16 protein-coding genes are annotated in these 16140 nt (G+C 51.6%); 6 read left to right on the top strand and 10 right to left on the bottom strand.

Annotated elements, in window-relative coordinates:
- Positions 1–243: VOC family protein (locus ACSZO4_RS13905; RefSeq protein WP_437889565.1), on the top strand; the 243-nt coding region annotated here is incomplete at its 5' end.
- A 216-nt stretch (positions 244–459) separates the two neighbouring features.
- Here the strand turns inward: ACSZO4_RS13905 and ACSZO4_RS13900 are convergent.
- Positions 460–1404: a zinc-dependent alcohol dehydrogenase family protein gene (locus ACSZO4_RS13900; RefSeq protein WP_437889564.1), complete on the bottom strand. Its 945-nt coding sequence runs from the start codon at positions 1402–1404 to the stop codon at positions 460–462.
- A 214-nt stretch (positions 1405–1618) separates the two neighbouring features.
- Here ACSZO4_RS13900 and ACSZO4_RS13895 point away from each other — a divergent pair, with 214 nt between their 5' ends.
- Positions 1619–1966 (top strand): type II toxin-antitoxin system RelE/ParE family toxin, encoded by a 348-nt coding sequence (locus ACSZO4_RS13895; RefSeq protein ID WP_437889563.1) that lies wholly within the window; start codon positions 1619–1621, stop codon positions 1964–1966.
- 2 nt (positions 1967–1968) lie between these two features.
- On the opposite strand, the gene ACSZO4_RS13890 is transcribed toward ACSZO4_RS13895, so the two are convergent.
- Positions 1969–2286, bottom strand: a complete 318-nt coding sequence (locus tag ACSZO4_RS13890; protein ID WP_437889562.1) for a helix-turn-helix domain-containing protein — start codon at positions 2284–2286, stop codon at positions 1969–1971.
- Between the two features lie 257 nt (positions 2287–2543).
- Here ACSZO4_RS13890 and ACSZO4_RS13885 point away from each other — a divergent pair, with 257 nt between their 5' ends.
- A complete protein-coding gene (locus tag ACSZO4_RS13885; RefSeq protein ID WP_437889561.1) occupies positions 2544–2753 on the top strand; it encodes a hypothetical protein in 210 nt (69 codons plus the stop codon).
- Between the two features lie 72 nt (positions 2754–2825).
- Here the strand turns inward: ACSZO4_RS13885 and tehA are convergent, their stop codons facing one another.
- Entirely contained in the window at positions 2826–3788 is a 963-nt protein-coding gene (gene tehA, locus ACSZO4_RS13880; protein ID WP_437889560.1) for a dicarboxylate transporter/tellurite-resistance protein TehA, read from the bottom strand.
- A gap of 183 nt (positions 3789–3971) precedes the next feature.
- The gene (locus ACSZO4_RS13875; protein WP_437889559.1) at positions 3972–4556 is read right to left on the bottom strand and encodes an NUDIX domain-containing protein; all 585 of its coding nucleotides are present in this window, start codon (positions 4554–4556) and stop codon (positions 3972–3974) included.
- Between the two features lie 89 nt (positions 4557–4645).
- Between ACSZO4_RS13875 and ACSZO4_RS13870 the strand changes: the two genes are divergently transcribed.
- On the top strand, positions 4646–5404 hold the full coding sequence (locus tag ACSZO4_RS13870) for a DeoR/GlpR family DNA-binding transcription regulator (RefSeq protein ID WP_437889558.1): 759 nt from the start codon (positions 4646–4648) through the stop codon (positions 5402–5404).
- A gap of 51 nt (positions 5405–5455) precedes the next feature.
- On the opposite strand, the gene ACSZO4_RS13865 is transcribed toward ACSZO4_RS13870, so the two are convergent.
- The 4 genes from ACSZO4_RS13865 to ACSZO4_RS13850 form a co-directional block, all read right to left on the bottom strand.
- Entirely contained in the window at positions 5456–6823 is a 1368-nt protein-coding gene (locus ACSZO4_RS13865; RefSeq protein ID WP_437889557.1) for an MFS transporter, read from the bottom strand.
- 535 nt (positions 6824–7358) lie between these two features.
- On the bottom strand, positions 7359–7976 hold the full coding sequence (locus ACSZO4_RS13860) for a GNAT family N-acetyltransferase (RefSeq protein WP_437889556.1): 618 nt from the start codon (positions 7974–7976) through the stop codon (positions 7359–7361).
- A gap of 54 nt (positions 7977–8030) precedes the next feature.
- The gene (locus tag ACSZO4_RS13855) at positions 8031–9308 is read right to left on the bottom strand and encodes a type II toxin-antitoxin system HipA family toxin (protein WP_437889567.1); all 1278 of its coding nucleotides are present in this window, start codon (positions 9306–9308) and stop codon (positions 8031–8033) included.
- Entirely contained in the window at positions 9298–9636 is a 339-nt protein-coding gene (locus ACSZO4_RS13850; RefSeq protein WP_437889555.1) for a helix-turn-helix domain-containing protein, read from the bottom strand. The genes ACSZO4_RS13855 and ACSZO4_RS13850 overlap by 11 nt, the downstream gene beginning before the upstream one ends.
- A gap of 212 nt (positions 9637–9848) precedes the next feature.
- Here ACSZO4_RS13850 and ACSZO4_RS13845 point away from each other — a divergent pair, with 212 nt between their 5' ends.
- Entirely contained in the window at positions 9849–11144 is a 1296-nt protein-coding gene (locus ACSZO4_RS13845; protein ID WP_437889554.1) for a Fic family protein, read from the top strand.
- A 4-nt stretch (positions 11145–11148) separates the two neighbouring features.
- On the opposite strand, the gene ACSZO4_RS13840 is transcribed toward ACSZO4_RS13845, so the two are convergent.
- Complete coding sequence (locus tag ACSZO4_RS13840; RefSeq protein ID WP_437889553.1) at positions 11149–11568, bottom strand: hypothetical protein; 420 nt, start codon at positions 11566–11568, stop codon at positions 11149–11151.
- Positions 11565–12905: a glycoside hydrolase family 10 protein gene (locus ACSZO4_RS13835; protein ID WP_437889566.1), complete on the bottom strand. Its 1341-nt coding sequence runs from the start codon at positions 12903–12905 to the stop codon at positions 11565–11567. The genes ACSZO4_RS13840 and ACSZO4_RS13835 overlap by 4 nt, the downstream gene beginning before the upstream one ends.
- Before the next feature lie 263 nt (positions 12906–13168).
- On the opposite strand from ACSZO4_RS13835, the gene ACSZO4_RS13830 reads away from it, so the two are divergent.
- Entirely contained in the window at positions 13169–16108 is a 2940-nt protein-coding gene (locus ACSZO4_RS13830; protein ID WP_437889552.1) for an HD domain-containing phosphohydrolase, read from the top strand.
- The last annotated feature ends 32 nt before the right edge of the window (positions 16109–16140 follow it).

The raw sequence follows: 16140 nt of genomic DNA, 5'->3' as shown, positions 1-16140 counted from the left end.
CAGATTCGCGCGACTGACTTAAAGGTCAAACCTTTCGGAGTCCCCCGGCAAAGCCGGGGGTTTACCGGACTTAATTACTTTGCTTATTTGCATGTGACCAACGCCAGCGAACTGCATGATGAATGGGCCGGTCGCGGGGCAGATATTCTGTCGCCTCTTACCGACCAGCCGCACGGCATGCGTGAATTTATGATTGCCACCCCGGACGGCCATCGCATAATGATTGGCCAGGCGCTGGACTGATCCTTTGCCTCAGGCATTAGTGAATAAGCGCGATGGATTTGCAGGCGCGGAGACAGCTGTATTTCGTTGACCACCGCCGAGCCCTTTAGTGCATCCATTCACACACCCCATGCCATCCGGCTGGCAATAGGCTCTGTCGATATTGAGACACTCAAAAAAGCGGTCATCAAAGTGCGCGAAACCGTGGAATATTTTAATGCCTGCTAGCGGCGGCCTTCAGACGTCAAATAACAGCATCGTCTTACGGGTTCTTCCTGCGGTTCTGTAATGGGCGATGGCAGCCTGCCATTGCGCCAGCGGAAACAGGGTGACGTCGCCCGTCGGGGTCTGGCGCAAGAGCGACCAGATTTGCTTAAATTCCGCCTGCCATGTGGCCGTATCCATCGCCGCAAGATAATGGCGGACATGGAACCAGTGCAGGGTGGCTGCGCGTTTTTGCATACTGAAAGGCGTGGCGGACAGCAGTCCATAGCTGACAAAGTGGGCGCTGTCCGGCAGGTGTGTTAACAGCGTATCGGCCAGTTCACCGCCGACCGCCTCATAGACAACACCGGCATTTTGCGCGTAGTGCGCAATAGCCTCATGATCCCTTTGCGCAACAGGAATGATCCCCATCGCTGCCAGTTTTTTGGCATGTGTGGCAGAACGATAAACCCCGATAACCTCCCGCGCGCCGAATTTTAGCGCCCACTGGCCAAGCAGTTGCGCGCACTCTGAGCCTGCTGCGGTAACCAGTACGCGTTTACCCTCGGGCGGGAAGTGTTTCAGCATTAAGGTGGCGGCCAGCGGGTTGATATAGGCGCGGGCCGCCAGCGCATCGCTAATATCTTCCGGTACCGGCACTGCAAGCTCTGCCGGGCAATCGACAAACTGCTGCCAGGTGCCATGACCGCGCAGCGGCAGCACGCGCGTGCCAGTAAGGTGGGCGAAGGACGCTGGTGCCTGCGTCACTATTCCAACACCTTCATATCCGGCGACCAGCGGCGGCTGAATACGGTGGCCATAAGCGCCGGTTATCGGGATCAGATCCGAGGCGTTTACCGGAGATAACAGCATCTGCACTCTGAGGTGCGATTCATGGCGCGCATCAAGCGGTTGCGGGATCAGTTCCAGCGTAGTTTCAGGTTCGCCGAAGCGGGTATAACGTAAAAGCGAGTTCATTATCCTTGCCGCCGGAATGTGGGTCTTAACCAGTAAAGGACAGTGAGTTTAACACTGGTATTCCCGCCCGGAGTGCAAAGTGGAAAAATTGCGCTGGTGAAAATTGATGGACATCTTAGTCTCGGCTATTGGCCGCTACTAAGTTCTTCTTTTTCAAATGCTGGTAGTAAAAAATAAGAGCAGGGCGCGAAAAATGACGACAGGGAGGGTTATCTTGAAAAAATTCGCATTCGTCAACGATGCTGCTGAAAGGGAATACAAGGCACTTCCCGCTGATGTGCAAGACGAATTCGGGAAAGACTTACGTCGTATTCAGTATGGACAATCACCTGAATTACCGATTCATTTTCTGGATAGCATTGGTATTGGCGTTATCGAGCTAAAAATAAATGGAAGCCCGGCATATCGCTGTATCTATGTGACTAAATATCTGGATACGGTGATCGTTTTGCATTCTTTCAGGAAAACGACCAACGGTGTTGATCGCAAAGCTAAGCTGGTCGCTGAAACACGACTTAAGGCGCTTATGGCTGATATCAGAGAGGCTGAACGCTGTAGATAACGTTAAGCGTTTGCTTCATTTTTTGTAATGGCGATGGATGCCTGATCCAGACCAGGCATTGACATTGTTGCTCTGAAACCAAGGGTATCTAACATGTCAAACATGGCATCGAGAGTGAAAAGCTCAATTTTGGCATTTTTCAGCTCTGAAACACGTGACTGATTGATGCCAAGTTTTTCAGCTGCTTCTTTTTGCGTCCAGCCTTTCTCTTTGATTAAGCTCATTATCATGATTGATAAATCCATTTTCATGGCCATTTTGCTTGCAGTAACAGCATCATGGGTCACATGGAACGGACTTTCGTGGAATTTTAAGGCCATATACACCTCCTGATGTTGATATGTGGATTATCTAATATTTTAGATAACCCATCAAGTTTCAATAACTGCGTATTCTCCGCGAGTTTCTTTACACCCTGCTGGACGATTAACTGTTCCTTCATCATCAGTAATTCCTCGGTCTGCCAGGACGAACCTTAAGCCATGCCGTTGTTTCTGGCGTCAGCGCCGAAATTGGCGGAGGTAATGGCAAGGGGGCTGCCGCCGGTGCGCTGGCCGCAGAGTTGGCGGGCGTGGTGATGCAAAGCTCGCTTTTTGAACCCGCGAATTTGAATGAGCAAGAGCGGCAATTAAATATTCTCAAGGATGCGCTTAACGGCAACCCGGCAAAAGAGCAAACGGCGCGCTTTGTTGGCGGCCTCGTTGGGGCATTAACCACTCACACACCTGAAGGCGCTAACAGCGGTGCCGATAGCGCGCAGTCGGTCTATCGTTACCAGCATTCCTGATTGACGCGCTTTTTCGCAAAATAAAGAGGTGACAGTGTCACTGTCACCTCTTTTACATCCATATCGCGCTGTTTATTTCACATCCTGTCGAACAATCAACTGGCCCTTCGCCAGCAGTATCAGCGTCTTCACCATCAGCACCCCCATCACCAGATTGGCCACGATAAACAGTGGGAATGACATCCACCAGAGCGCGCCGCCGGGCGTGGCGTGTCCAAGTTTAATGGCAGTAGTTGCCAGCGAGGCAACGCCGAACGAGAAGCTCCAGAAGGAGGGATTAAAGGACTGCACGCTGTACCAGGGCAGCAGGCGGATCATAAACAGCATTTGCAGCAGGCCGTAGCCAAACAGCAGTTTGGCAAAGACATCGGCCTCGCCGCCATTAAGACTTAACCAGGCGCTACAGGCGACGAACGCCGGCGCCATCTGAATGCCAAGAGAAGTGCGTACCGCCGGAGTCATTTCATCCAGATTACGCATCCGGCTTAAAATAGCCGGTTCGAGGCTGAGCCAGGAGAAAATACCCGCACCTAAAAACAGCAGGCCAACGTCGGTAAAGCCCATTGCGCCGCAGGCCATTGCACTAATGAAATTGTTGGCCACCGTCGGCAGATAAAGCCCCGGCGTGGTTGCTTCTTTCGGGTGGGTTCCGCGCCATAACCCGGCGGTTTGCCAGGCGGAAAAGAGCAGTTGCGCGGTTACGGCCAGCAAAAAAAGGCCGAGGGCCAGCAGTGGAGTCCAGGGTGAGAGGCCAATAGCCACCAGCATACTGGTGGCCGGGATCAGACTGACAAAACTGCTTTTCAGCGGATGGGTGATTTCTTCAATAATGGTGTCGCGATGGTGTAGCAGGCGGCTGAAAAAGGCGACCAGCAACAGGCACCAGATTACGATCGCCGCAACAATCAGCACATTGGCGGGCAAAGTGGTCACCGGCCAGATAGTGGCGGCATAGCGCCAGGCAAAGCCCAGCCCAATAATACCGAGCACCATACCAAAGTAGCCGGCGGGAAGATTAATATGTGTTTTTTTCATGGTGTAACTTATGCAGACGAGCGATGCGCAAAGTGTATAGCGTTGCTCTGCGGGCGTAAATTAGCGGCGCCGTGGCAAGATACAGGATTATTTAAAAGTGACGCCAGAGGAGGACGACGGTACTCAACGTGCGCGTTCGTTCCTCTGAGCGTCAGGCTCCGGGATAAGTTTGTCCGATCGGAATTACACGATGCCTTTCAGCGCGACATGGTAGAGCAGCATAATGGTTTTCGCATCCACGATGCGCCCGCTGGCAATGCTCGCGAGAGCATCGTCCAGCGTCAGCTCCAGCACCTCAATATCTTCCCCTTCGGCCTCAATGCCACCGCCCTGGCTGACCTTGTCATTGGCCTGATATTCCGCGATATAGAAGTAGAGCTTCTCGGTTACTGAACCCGGGCTCATAAAGGCCTCAAACACCTTTTGCACGTTGTCGATGCGATAGCCGGTCTCTTCCTCAGCCTCGGCTTTAATACGATTTTCCGGATCCATGTTATCGAGCAAACCGGCGGCGGCTTCAATCAGATAGCCGTCGTGACCATTAACAAAGACCGGGAAACGGAACTGGCGGGTGAGGATCACCGTTCGCTGGCTGCTGTTATAAAGCAGGATCACCGCACCGTTTCCTCTGTCGTAAACCTCCCGGTTCTGCGGCTGCCATGTACCATCCTGTCGGCGCAGATCAAAAGTGTATTTCTTTAACGTATACCAGTTGTCAGACAACAGCTTACTTTCGGTTATGCGTACATCTGCACGTTTGTGTGGCATGATATCTTCTCCATAGCTAGAATACGCATTCTAAACGGCGATTTCGTGCATGATCAAGACATACCGTGCAAATACAGGAAAACTCAAAGATGCTCACCCGCCAGCGCCAACACCTGATCCTTGAACAGCTCGCCCGTGACGGGCAGGTACTGTCTAAAGCCCTCAGTTTGCAGTTCGACGTGTCGGAAGACACCATCCGGCGTGACCTGCGAGAGCTGGCAGCAGCTGGGGAATTACAACGCGTACATGGTGGGGCGCTGCCTGCATCCGGTGCGACAGCCACCTTCGCCCAGCGTCAGTCCCTGAGCCTGGCATCAAAAGTACGTGTCGCGAAGAAGGGGGCCGGGCTGATTTCGCAGGGGCAGGTGGTGATGATCGATGGCGGAACCACCACGACTGAGCTGGTTCGTTTTCTTCCTGCCGATCTGGCGATTACGGTGGTAACACACAGCCCCGGTATTGCGCTGGCGCTGGTTGACCATCCACTTATTGAGGTTATTCTGATCGGCGGAAAACTGTTTAAACATTCCGTCGTTGCCACCGGCGCTGCCACTATAGAGGCGATATCCACCATTCAGGCAGACCTGTTTTTTATGGGCGTCACCGGCATTCATCCGCAGGCAGGGCTGACAACCGGTGATTATGAGGAAGCCTGCGTCAAACGTGCATTTTCCCGCAGAGCGGCAGAGACCATAGTGCTGGCGTCAGCAGAGAAAATAAACACCGCTTCACCCTATATGATTGCTGCACTTTCCCAGGCTTACACGCTGGTGGTTGAGGAAGAGACGGATCAAAACGTGGTGGCTGCGCTGGAAGAGACGGGTGTGGCGGTAGTTAAAGCTGACTAGATAAAAAAGAAAAGGACAGGCCTGGCGCCTGTCCTTCGGTGTGACGATTGATTAACCTGCGATTTCGGCAGATTCAGCAGAAGCCTGTTTGATCTCAATACGTTTGATTGGACCAACAATCACCAGGTAGCTGAAGATAGCTATCAGGGCGTGGAGGGAGACATAAACCAGTGCCCACTCAAAGTGACCGGTTACTTTGACGATATAACCAATCACCACCGGGGAGACAATCCCGGAAATGTTACCGCACAGGTTGAAGATGCCGCCTGCGGTACCCGCCATCTCTTTCGGCGCTACGTCGGACATTACCGCCCAACCCAGAGCGCCAATGCCTTTACCCAGGAATGCCAGCGCCATAAAGAACACCACCATATAGATGGAATCGACGTAGTTACAGAAGATCATCATCATCGACATCAGCATACCGAAGACGATAGGGGTTTTACGGGCAAACGAGAGTGACTTGGTGGCTTTCAGGATCCGGTCAGACAACACGCCGCCCAACAAGCCGCCGAGGAAACCACAAATCGCCGGAATTGCCGCAATAAAGCCAACGGTTTTAATATCCAGGTGTCTTTCCATCGCCAGGTAAAGCGGGAACCAGGTAATAAAGAAATAGGTGATAACGGTAATGCAGTACTGGCCGAGATAAATCCCCAGCAGCATACGGTTGCTCATCAGTTGTTTTAACGCTCCGGCTTTTTTAGCGGGCGCTTTTTTCGCCCCCTGCTGATCCATATCAACCAGCGCACCGCCTTCACGGATGTAATCAATTTCCGCCGCGTTTGCTTTCGGGTGGGATAACGGGTTGTGAATAACCTTCGCCGCCACCAGCGTCACCAGCAGGCCCAGAACACCCATAAAGATGAAGATCGATTCCCAGCCCATCGACATGGTCAGCCAGCCCATAATAGGGGCGAAGATAACCGTGGCGAAATACTGAGCGGAGTTAAAGATCGCCGCGGCCGTTGCACGTTCTTTTGACGGGAACCAGGCGGCGATAAAACGGCTGTTGCCGGGCATTGACGGGGCTTCAGCCAGGCCGACGAAGAACAGCAGCACGGCCAGACTAATCAGCGCGCCGTAGCCATCAAAAACGGCGACAAAGCCCTGTAATAACGTGAAGATGGACCACAGGCTCAGGCTCCACAGATAGATTTTTTTGGAGCCAAAACGGTCCAGCAGCCAGCCGCCGGGGATCTGCGCAATACAGTAAGCCCAGGCAAAGGCGGAGAAAATCCATCCCATCTGGCCCGGGTCGATGCCGAGGGCAGAAGACATATCCTTACCGGCAATCGCCAGCGTCGTACGGTCCCCTACGTTTACCGCCGTGACAATAAATAACATGATGACAATATGCCACCTGATATTTGTTTTTTTTGCGTAGGCTACGCCCTCAAGACTATTTACTTGACTCATAAACAACCACCTCGAAGTTATTAAATTATTCGAAATTTAAAAAATTATTACGAGTTGAAACGGTGTTTTTATTTTCCATTTGGCTGAAAAAGTGTTCATTTTCTCTAAACAACGACTCGTGCAATGTATTAAAGATAAAGGGCTGCAGGCGCTGTAACAATGTGCAGATGCATGAACAAAAGGGCGTGTTTTTCACCATCACGTTGAATGGGCTGAGTTTTATGAAGTGGATCACACTTTTCGGCTGTTATTGTGCCCTAATGAAACATTTTGAATCATTTTATTCCTGACTTTTCTTTACGATTGCTTTTTATATTTAAAATAGTTCAGAGGCTGAACTATTAATAATGATGTTGCAAATAAGACGAAGATGTAAATAAAAAGAACGATATTTCAGCCGCCTGTTTTTTGCTCTCAGGAATGCATAACTAAAATTGCCGCTGTTTATTCAAAATGACTGTTGTGATGTGTGCTAATGCGTGGAAATTCCTGAGCAAGGAGCGGTCATCCCCGGCCAGTGGCCAGGGATGCTGATTTACTGCACGTCAATAAGGGGGATATGCGTTGCCGCATGGCGCGGCAGATGCCCGGTCAGGCGAGGATCCGGGCGCATTTCAACCTGAAACGCGTAAGGGGTAAAACCGGAACGCAGGTAAAAACTGAGTGCGGAAGGGTGGTCGAAAGTGCAGGTATGTACCCAAAAACGTTCAATGGGTTTTGACCAGGCTAGAGTGATGGCGTAATTCATTATTGCCCGCCCCAGCCCTTTGCCGGTTGTCCCCTGAATCAAGCCAAGAAATCCCAGCTCACACTGTCCGGGTTCGCTGAAATCCAGCTCCAGCAAACCAATATCTTCGCCATTATTGCGAATGACGTAGACGCTCACATTCTCGTTATTCAGGATGTCGCGTAGCTTCTGGTCTTCCATAAACAAACGGGAGAACCAGAGCCAGTCTTCACCGACTTTGCGAAACAGGGCGCGGTAGGATGCAAGATCATCCCCGGCAAAAGGCTCCAGCGAGATGCCTTCAGGCAAGGGGATGGGGGAGGTTTCGGGTTTCTGGCGCATTTCCAGGCAGGTCACCACCGAGGCCACATGCCCTGGCGGAACATCGGAATAACCGAGTGCGATGCTTGTGTGAGATGAACTCATTTTTTTCCCTTGTATTCATTCCAGTGTTATTTTTGAGCGCCTCACTATGACATATCAACGTAAGCGCAGGATAGTGTCCGGAGCGCCTTCAAATATAAAAGGATTTAAAAACATTCGTCGCCAGAATAAGTTCCTGTCCACTTCAGATACCGCGGCTTCATCGCACACGTCAAGCCACTGCTCTTGCACCGTTTTTATGCAGTGAACGATGATTGCAGTCGCTTCCTGCTCATCCAGCAAAAATTTGCGGGCAGACTTCAGGCACACCGCCAGATTACTCATCCGGTTATTACCGGAGATCAGCATGGCCTGGCTGGCCTCATTGCCTGCACGGCTTTGCGGGCAGATATCATACGCTGGGGTCAGGCTTAGTATTTTTCCGTCCCAGAAGGCTGCATGGTTACGCGCATGATCGTCAGTATTGCCGCAGATAATATTGAAAACCAGGCGGCCAAACAGCTCGCGTAATGTCTCTTTGGGTCGGTCAAAACGCTGGCGGACAATATCGGTTAAATCTTCATAGCTGGCGTAGCGCGCCATCATTTCATCAAGGCCGAAAAGCGTCAGGGCGGAGACCATCAGTTTGCGTGTCCAGGCTTCACCTTTTCGTGTTCTGTCAAAGCGTTCAATCAGTATCACGTCTTTTCCGGCCGTATGGCGATACAGCACCGGGGCTACGTTTAATCCAACGCGGGCCGCCAGCGTCATGGCGATAAACTCGGCTTTCACCACATTGTAGGTATCCGTTGATGATGAAAATTTCGCAATAAACTTACGATCCTCGGACAGGATCATCGCTTTGGGTCTGGCTCCGCCAAGGGAACTGCCATGAAAAAGTGCCTGCTCAAGTTCGGGCGTAAGCGGCGTACCGTTTTCCACCATTGCCGCGGCCTGCATCAGTTCCTCAAGGGATGCGCTTTGCGCTGAACGGGGAACGTATTCACTGGCCGACAACTGGAAATCAAGCCCGCCAATTCTGTCCGACCCTGACTCGAGCAGATAGGTCAGCTCATCGAGTTTGTCGGGATCGGCCTCTTTACCCTGGGTACCAATCAGGCGATTAAGAATGACCCGTCGCCCCCAGGCATCGGGTGCGGCGTCACGTAATGCACTGGCCTGCCGAAGACCAGGCGCGGGCTGAATTGCACCACGTTTCAGGGGTAGTTCCGGCGCGTAGACGGGGATGGCCTCCTTGCGCTCCAGATAACTTCGCCCATAGTTGAAAATAAACCGGTCGCCATCGCGGTTTAACACCCCTGCGACAACGGGCTCAGTGGCACATGGCAACCAAATCCAGACATAGGCCCGCTCAGCGCCAGTATCAGAATTCATCATCTACCACCTTCCTTGTGTGATGTACTGCCCGTGGCATAAGTGACAAGGTTTTTTCAGCCTGCGCGAGATGGGCTGGCATCGAGGTGGGGTCTGGTGCAAAAAGCGGTACACCCAGAAGAGAGGCAAGCTCAAACACCGCGCCTATTGTACAGCCCATATCACCGTCCTCAGCCCGATAGACAAGCCCGCGCGATACACCAGCACGTTCAGCCAGTTCTTCAACGGTTATCTGATGTTCAATCCTTGCGGTGCGGATCATCAGGCCCAGCAAGCGGGCTGCATCCTGACTCTGGCGAGAGTATGTGCGGGAAGAGGGTTTGGCCATAACACACCTTTTGTTCCATTAATGAGTCTTAATTTCCAATTATAACCCATTAATGGAACATGACGGGTTTTTTAGCCGCATCTGTTCCATTAATAGTTCGTTCTCCGCGATATGCATCATTAACGGAACAAATGCTGGTTCTGCCATAAATTGGGATTGCTTCAGAAATCAGGCTATGCTATCTCAAAATAACGCTATTTTGAGATAGTCTGATGACCATTAAAAGTCCACCGACGCTAATCCAGCTTAGCGACATCACCAGTAGCGACCTGAGCCGTCATCTGAAATATAACCGGCTGACCGATGAAAAAGGACGTTATCTGCCTTTTGATGCGTTTCAGTATCGGGTTAAAAAGGGCGACGACGTCAATATCGCCTGGACAATGACCCGTCTGGCGCGTAACGCGGCGATTTTGAGAATCGATTATCATAATGAGTCGGGCGAGGAGGCTGGGTTCAATATTCCCCGTGCCATTTATGCCGTCTGCGAAGCGGTAGATAAACACGCCACTGCTCTGGCACTGAAAGAACAAAAAGAGCGGTTGCGCGGCGCAGGGGCTGAACTCAACCCCCTTAGTCTTGAAGAACCGATCACCAGCTCTCAGCTTGAGGGCGCGAACACCACCTCATTAGTAGCCAGAAGTATGCTGGAATCCGGACGCACTCCGCGAACGGAAGATGAGCAGATGATTGTCGGCAATGCCCGCCTGATGACAGAAATTTCGGGGTTGCGCAATGAGCCATTGACCCCGGCGCTGATTCGCAGATTTCATGCGACAGGAATGGGGGGGATTAACGACGCAAAATACCGTCCAGGAGAATGGAGAGATACCGACGATATTGTTATCGCCGATTATGACGGCAATATTGTACACCAGCCTCCACGGGCCGCAGATCTTGAAGAGCGACTTGAACGTGTCTGCGACTGGTTGAACACCCCCGGTGAATATATTCATCCGCTGATCCGCGCATGCATTCTGCATTTTATGATTGCGCATGAGCATCCGTTTCGTGACGGGAATGGTCGCACCAGCCGCGGGCTTTTTTACTGGTACATGCTGAAATCAGGCTATGACGTTTTCAAATATATTTCTGTCAGTCGGCTGCTGCATGCCGCGCCGGTAAAGTACGCCCATAGCTATCAGTTTACTGAAACGGATGCGATGGATTTGACCTATTTTATTGAATATCAGGTCAGCGTCGTAGGGCGCGCGCTGACCGATTATCTGGATCATATTGCGATGTTGACCCGCCAAAGCGCCATGCTCGACAGCCAGCTTTATGATTCCGGGGTAATGGGAAAGTTAACACCGCGCCAGGTCACGCTATTAAATGTGATGCTTTCCACCCCTGGGAAGGAATACACCGCCGCACAGATCAGTGCGAGTCTGCATGTTTCTGATAACACTGCGCGTAATGATTTACGTGCTCTTGTCCGGCAAGGTTGTGCCAGGGAGATTAAGGTTAACGCTCAAATGACGACTTATGTGGCCCACATCAATCGATAACGCTTCACTTATCCGACTGCGTCGCCGAGCGATATTTTACGTAGTGATAAATAAAATAAGAAAGACCAAGTGGAATAGTGAGCGGCAGGATAAAGCAGATCAGATATAACGCCCCTAATCCTCTCGTTCCGCCGGCATTGATCGTTTCGACAAAATTTTCTGATGTAAGATGACGAATAGCATCGTCAGCCCCTTTTTTAGCGAAGGGGTAAAGAGGGACAGAGACCACCGCTATTGTAAGCAACGCCGGATGATTGCTATCGATTGAAAAGCTGTAAATAAAATAGCCGAACACGAAGACACCGACCACCAGTTTGGCGCAAAAATTAAGACTCAGCATAAATTTAATAACCGGACTTTGCTTCCAGCGATTTTTATGTTGCTCTCTCTTTTCCCGAAGATAGCGACTTCCACTTTTACTCACTGTTTTTCGTTACCCCAACGTCCTTTAATATAACTCACCGCATCCCTGGTTTGCGGCTGGTCAAGATAGCCTTCCCTGAACAGGATAGTCCCGCTGATTTGTGGGTTGGAATCATTCAGATCAAGCTGCTTTTTCAGCTCAGGAACACCGCCGTTGACCGTCCAGTCCGGCTCGTTTCTCGACGGTTCACCCACTTTATATAGCGCGACGCCAATATACAGACGCGTGCTGGTGGATTTCACCACCCCGGCCCACCAGTTTGCCAGCACATCATAGCGGGCGGCATCCCGGGCAAAAGGCCAGTAAATCTGCGGCGCAATATAATCGAGCAGCCCTTGCTGGACCCAACGACGGGTATCGGCAAAAGATTCATCATAGGCGGCCGCACCTCGGGTGTCGGAGCCTGCCGGATCGTGTGAGCGATTACGCCAGACGCCAGCCGGACTGACGCCAAATTCAACATTCGGATTGAGTTGCTTAACGGTACGCGATACCTGCTCGATCAACAGCTGGGTGTTGTTCCGCCGCCAGTCAGCTTTGGACGCGAATCCCTGGCCATATTGTCTGAAGGTTCCGCTGTCGTTAAGTGCCGAGCCTGGCGATTCGGTATAGAAATAATCATCAAACTGCACACCGTCCACCGGATAGCGGGAAACCACCTCAGCAATAATGCTGGTTATCCAGTCCCGGGCCTGTGGAATACCAGGGTCGAGCACAAAGCGCTCGCCGGAGGTGCGGATCCAGTCTGGGTGCAGAACATAGACGCTCGCCGGGTTCAGCGACAGAGTGCGGTTAAGTGCTGCTGCGGTTGCAGGCTTGATATTGGTGGAAACCCGGTAAGGGTTAAACCAGGCATGAACCCGCATTCCCCGTTTGTGCGCTTCATCAAGCATAAACTGGAGCGGATCGTAACCCGGATCCATACCTATAGTGCCGGTCAGCATATCAGACCAGGGCAGGATTTTTGATGGCCAGAGTGCCGTGCCGTCGGGTTTCACCTGGAAAAAAATCGTATTGATCCCGAGGCTTTTCAGTTTATCAAGCTTATCCGTCAATGCTGCCTGCTGGATGCGGATACGCACGGCGGGGCTGCTGCCATTCACTGAATTGAGCGGCGGCCAGTCAAGGCGGGAAACCGTCGTCAGCCAGACGCCGCGCATCGGCACCTTACTTTGCTGAGATTTATCCGCGATGGGGTGTTTCGCAACCGGTGGAAGCGGGGTCACCAGCGAAACGGGCGGCTTAGAGGCGCAACTGGCGAGTAACAGCGCCGCTGCCACAAGTGCGCAGGTTTTTTTTATTCTCGTCAGGAAGAGAAAACGACACGAGCGGTTAATGGGGTACTCCAGTATTTCTGGTTGTTACCTGGAAGGCACATTTTCGGCTTATTCAAGGTTAAGTCAATGCGCGGTTGATAATTGCCCAAAAACGCCAGCGGCATAGCGCAGTGGTTAAGACGACTTGCAGGACTTAATGCATGACAGAATCGGGTAAATCCTGACTTAAGCCACAGAAAAACGGTCTTTTTTTGCTCACCTGTCGTTTTTAACGGCTTCGTTTATGCTTAAAAAAGTCGCAGTCTGTTGCCGGGAAGCTCCCCATGAAAACGCGTATAAGAAATCTAAAAAATCGCTACCCGTTACATATCCAGATAACGGTGCTTTTTACATGCTTAATTGTCTCGATTGGCAGCATCATTATTCTTTTCAGCCATAGCCAACTGACGAAAATGGCCGAAGTCAGCACCCATCAGCGCTACCAGCAAACCGGCGAAGCGATTGCCGATGAACTGAATTCGCTGACACGCACCATGGCGAGCTCAGTGAGTATTCTGGCGAAAATGCCGGTCAGCGATGCGACGACAGAACCGCAGCGCATGGCCCAGTTAAGTATCTTTATTATGGTGTTGCAGCAGAATAATTACGCCAGCTCGGTATACAGCGCCTGGGATAACGGAGACTTTTTTATCCTTCGTCGTTTAACCGCGCAAAGCCGGGCGTTATTTAAAAGTCCTGCGGACGCGCAATGGCTGGTACAAAATTATCGATTCGACGTAAATCCGCCGCAGAAAAAAGAGTTTTATTTAGACGATCAGCAAAACATTATTTCATCCGTCATTGCGCCTTATGATAATTACGATCCGCGAAGCAGAGAATGGTTCACGCTGGCCCGTGCGGGTAAGGGGCTGATTACCTCGCCGAATTATGTCTTCAGAGCGACCGGGGAAACCGGTTTTACCTACAGCCGCCAGGCGGACAATCCACGAGCGGTGATCGGACTCGATGTCTCTCTCGCATCCCTCTCTGAATTTTTACAGCAACAAGGTTTGCCGCCCGGGAGCCAGGCGGCGATTTTGTCTGAATCCGGTGAAGTCATTGCCAGCCAGCCTGCGCCTGAAACGGGCAATCAGGCTGCCGGGACAAAGGCGATCCTGCCGGTATTACAGCCGCTGCTGGCCAGGGCGGATGGCCAAAACAGCCGTCTTTTCAGCATTGATGGTCAGGACTGGTATGGGGCGGTGATTAACATTCATAGTATGGGGAAAGACTATCGACTGGCGATCGCAACGCCTTCTGCTTATCTGACCGCCGGTGCCAGTTCAATCAGCAATCGCGCCACGCTGATCGCTTTTCTCCTGCTGCTTCTCAGCCTGCCGGTTATCTGGTATTTCTCGCGCAAGATATCTAATCCGTTGCTCAGATTGCGCAAAGATGCGGAAGAGATCAGCAATCTGCACTTTGAGGCTGACGATCGCCCCGGTAAAGAGTCGATCATTGAAGAGATTGACGATCTTCATACCGCTATGGCCAAAATAAAGCAAACGCTGCTCAAATTTATCTCAATGGGCAGCATGCTGACCGTGAAGAACAATTTTACCCAGCAGATGCAAGGGTTACTGACCGAAACCACGGAAATCGCGGAAATGGCTGGTGGCATGGTCTTCCTTGCGGATCAGGAGATGAATGCCTTTACGCCTGCGGCATTTCGGTGGCGAGAAGAGGGGATTGATTTTTCAGGTATGTCTCCTCTGGTTGTCGACAATCAACGCAGTGATAGCTTCTGGAAAATATTACAAGGGCAGACCATCAGCGGCGTACTCTCCAAAGACAATATTCCTGAGCCGTTACTGGCGTTCCTTTTGCCCCATTTACCCCTGCCGTATGTCGCGGTCCCCATGCAGACACACGATGACCATACTTTGGGTTTCCTGCTGCTTTTCAACACCCGCACACTCACGGATAAACATGAAAATGCAAAAATTCAGCTGATCAATTCCCTGGTCGGCATGCTGTCAGTGGCGATTGAAGCCCAGCACCTGCTGGTGGAGCAAAAGAAACTGATGAATGCCTTTATCAAACTGATTGCGGGCGCTATCGATGAGAAAAGTCCCTATACCGGCGGGCATTGTCAGCGCGTCCCGGTCATTACAAAAATGCTGGCGCAGGCTGCCGTTGAAACCAATGAAGGGCCTTTTGCCCGCTTTACGCTTTCGGAAAATGAGTGGGATGAGTTGCACACCGCCTGCTGGCTACATGATTGCGGTAAGATAACCACACCCGAAGCCGTGGTGGATAAGGCCACCAAGCTCGAGCTGATTTACAACCGGATCCATGAAATCCGCATGCGCTTTGAACTGCTGAAACGCGAAAAAGAGATCGAATTTTTACGCCTGACTCCCGAACAACAAACGCAGGGCAACAATGCGCAAACGCTGGCAGAGACGTTGCGTCAGCTTGATGATGATTTCTATTTTATTGCCCACTGTAATATTGGCAGTGAGTTTTTGTCCGATGACGCGCTGGCGCGCATTAACCAGATAGCCCGCTACCGCTGGACGCGAACGCTTGACGACACCGCCGGTATTTCGCAGGACGAACTGACGCGTAAAAAACGCCAGCCAGTGGGGAGATTGCCCGTACAGGAGCCGATGCTGTCAGATAAAGAGGAGCATATTGTTTACCGCGCTGACGTCAGCAAAGAGGCCGACAAATACAACTTCAAGCTTAAAAAACCCGTATTTCAGTATAACCACGGTGAAATCTACAATCTGGCCATTCGTCGCGGTACGCTGAATGATGAGGAGCGTTACAAGGTCAACGAGCACATTATGCAGACCATCATTATGCTTGATAACCTGCCGTTCCCACGCACGATGGGCAATGTGCCGACCATTGCTGGTGGACATCATGAACGTGTGGATGGCAAAGGCTATCCTTATCAACTCACTCATTCGCAAATGAGCATACAGGTCAGAATGCTGGCGATTGCGGATGTTTTCGAAGCCCTGACCGCTATCGACAGGCCATACAAACCGGGGAAATTGCTCTCTGAAGCGCTGAATATTATGACCAGCATGGTGAATGAACAGCATCTGGACCGGGAGCTGTTTATCCTGTTTCTGCAATCAGGAGTCTGGAGTGACTATGCCAGGACCTATTTAGATCCGGAGAAAACGGACAGCGTCAATGTCGCTGAGCTGCTGGCGAAGATAGTATCGCCGCAGGGCCAGTCGGTTGTACCGGTGGTCAGCGCCGCCTGACTCGTTGAATAAGGGAAGGGAACAGGACCGGA

Origin of the sequence: Phytobacter sp. V91 (genome assembly GCF_965644225.1) — a bacterium.
Lineage (GTDB): Bacteria > Pseudomonadota > Gammaproteobacteria > Enterobacterales > Enterobacteriaceae > CBFFRJ01.
Note: the sequence above shows the minus strand (reverse complement) of the source record. Positions and strands in the feature narration are given on the sequence as shown.